The following is a 2,808-nucleotide window of genomic DNA, read 5'->3' on the forward strand; positions in this document are numbered from 1 at the left end:
CGATCGAACTTATTTACTAAAAATCCCGATCGTTTGGGGAAGTCTAGTTTTGGGTTGCATAATTGTTTTACCATTGACAATTAAACCCGTACTCTGTCCGCCATCGAGCATGGCGACGCGATCGGCTCCAAATTGACATAAAGTTTGCTCTGCTTCGCTTTGAGCCGCACTAGGGCTGATGAATAATAGTACGGTACTATAGGTTTTGTCGGGGCGCAGATTTTTAACGCCGATAAAGGTGCGGGGGAGAGATTTATTGGCATTTTTGCCTGCATTAGCAGCTAGCGCGCCGATGACATTGGGTATTTTGCCATCGAAGGTGCGGCGATCGTATGGTTCGATCGAGATCTTACCTGACGACCAAGCTACTGTCATTGTTTTATCTGGAAACTCATTCAATCCGTAGCCATAAGTAATGAGTCGATCGTCTTGTTTTAAACCGAAGGCGATACCAGTAGGTTTGTTATATTCCTGGAAAAAGGTGCCATTAATTAAGACTTTGAGCTGCTCTGATGACTGATGTTTCGCCCAAAATTCCTCGAATTTCATTTGTCCGACTTTACCTGTCGGGGTGGGCGTACCGCTGAGGCTGCGAAGTCCGGTTTTGCTCAGATCTGCTTCGATAATATAGGTTTTTTTGGCAGCATTACTCCAAATGGTAATGCCAGGTGCCAAGCTGGTTTCGGCGAATGTAGGGCTGGGTGTCGGAGCGGCTGCTGTGACGGCTGGGTTGGGGCGATTGCAGCCAGTCAGGAGCGCGAGTGTCAGGGCAAGGAAGATTGATTGGCAACGGGGTTTTGGAGCAGGAAGATTGCAATGGGGGCGCATCTAATTTCGGGTGGTAAATTGGGGACTGGGAGACGAGGCAATTATACCGACGAAGATTGACGAAATATCGACTCGATCGCATAATTAGCGAAACCCTGGTAATTAGTCTTCAACCGCCCTGAAAGATTTTCCTGACGGTGGATGAAACCACCCTGGCTTTTTGGGGGACTAAGGGAATCCGCTAGGATTTGAGCCGAGCAACATTGAGTGCCATCTCCCTATCATATTTTTTTAGATTTGAGCCATTCTCGCACGACTCGATCGACTGGAATCGATTTATTATCTACTTGGTAATTCATCTGTTGAATATCGGTAGTCGAAATTGCGCCAGCTAATCGATCGATAACTGGTTTGAGTTCGGGATGTTTGGTGAGAATTGATTTGTTAAATATGGGTACGGCTTGATAGGGTGGGAAGTATTTTTTATCGTCTGCTAAAATGACTAAATCTAGAATCGGAATTAAACCATCGGTAGAATTGGCGGCAATTAAATCTACTTGGTTTTGTTTAATTGCTGGATACATGAGACTAAATTCCATCTGTTGGATTTTAGCAAATTTTAATCCATAAGTTTTAGATACGGCGGGATAACCATCTTTGCGTTCGAGAAATTCGTATCCAAATCCACCGCGCATTTGGGGTGTATATTTAGCGGCTTCGGATAGTGTTTTAATTTTCAATTTTTTAGCATCTGCATTTCTAATAATAAAGGCAAATGTATTTTCAAACCCCAATGGTTGCATGACTGCTAATTGAAACTGGCTAGTATATGCTTTGGTAATATTATCGAGAACCACTTGCGGATCTTTGATGGGTTCTTGCTTTAATACTGCGGTGAGTGCGGTTCCGGTATATTCCACATAACCTGCAATTTTTCCAGTTTTTACAGCCTCGTGACAGATAAATGTCCCGCCGAGATTTAGTTGGCGAGTGACTTTTAATTTAGTATTGTTTTCGATCTGTTGGGCTAATAGTTCGCCGAGAATAATTTGCTCTGTGAAATTCTTCGATCCGATCGCGATTGTCTCTGGCGATCGCACATAATTACTACCGATCGCGATCGCAGTTAACAAGGCGAATACACTACCGATAATTGCATATTTGCGATCGAACTTATCCAGCCGAATTGGTTGCTGTCTGAGTCTATTTTCGATCCAGCCCAGGCTTAAATCTAGCCCCAGTGCGATCGCAGCGGCAGGAATAGCTCCGGTTAAAATTAACCGATTATCTAGCGTTGCCAATCCCCTAAAAATAAATACCCCCAATCCGCCGCCACCAATCGCCGCCGCAATTGTCGCAACGCCAACAGAGATGGCAGTAGCTACTCTAATTCCTGCTAAAATTACGCCAGAAGCGAGGGGAATTTCGACTTGAGTTAATAGTTGCCAATCGGTCATTCCCATCCCCGTGCCAGCTTCCCTAATTGCCGAATCGACGCTCGTAATGCCGATATAAGTATTCCGAATTATCGGCAGCAAGGCATACAGAATCAGCGCGATAATCGCCGGATTTTGACCGATACCTCCGAGCAAGGGGACAGATATTAGAAAGCCAAAGATTGCTAAACTCGGAATAGTTTGCAGCGCATTAGCAATACCGAGAATTGGCGTGGCTAGTTTGGGATAACGGGTAATAACAATTCCTAAGGGAATGCCGATCGCGATCGCAATTATGGTGGCAACTGCGACTAAAAATAAATGTTCGCCACTCCGCGACAGAATTTCCAAAACATCTGAATTTAAAAACAAAACAATTTTACCTAAATAAAGATCGCTTATTTCAGAGGGTGTCTGCAAAGTCTAGTTTGTTAAACGTAAACCCTATAAATCCCCTCTATCCCCCCTTGAAAAGGGCTACCGTGTATACACAAGTCGGCTAGACTTCGTTTCGAGGTGTAAATCCCCCAACCCCCTTAGAAAGGGGGCTTTCAAAGTCCCCCTTTCTAAGGGGGATTTAGGGGGATTCAAGCCAACTTCGCTT

2 protein-coding genes are annotated in these 2,808 nt (G+C 44.6%); both read right to left on the reverse strand.

What is annotated here, in order from left to right; translation table 11 throughout:
• Positions 1–9: 9 nt before the first annotated feature.
• Complete coding sequence (locus tag RMO79_RS17700; RefSeq protein ID WP_310484565.1) at positions 10–828, reverse strand: phosphodiester glycosidase family protein; 819 nt, start codon at positions 826–828, stop codon at positions 10–12.
• 221 nt (positions 829–1,049) lie between these two features.
• Entirely contained in the window at positions 1,050–2,576 is a 1,527-nt protein-coding gene (locus RMO79_RS17705) for a glycine betaine ABC transporter substrate-binding protein (protein WP_310484566.1), read from the reverse strand.
• Positions 2,577–2,808 lie beyond the last annotated feature (232 nt).

It is taken from the genome of Chamaesiphon sp. VAR_48_metabat_403, assembly GCF_031422475.1.
Lineage (GTDB): Bacteria > Cyanobacteriota > Cyanobacteriia > Cyanobacteriales > Chamaesiphonaceae > Chamaesiphon.

Excerpts from the sequence above, each read along its gene's own strand:
- RMO79_RS17700 (WP_310484565.1), bottom strand. The coding sequence starts at position 828 with ATGCGCCCCCATTGCAATCTTCCTGCTCCAAAACCCCGTTGCCAATCA.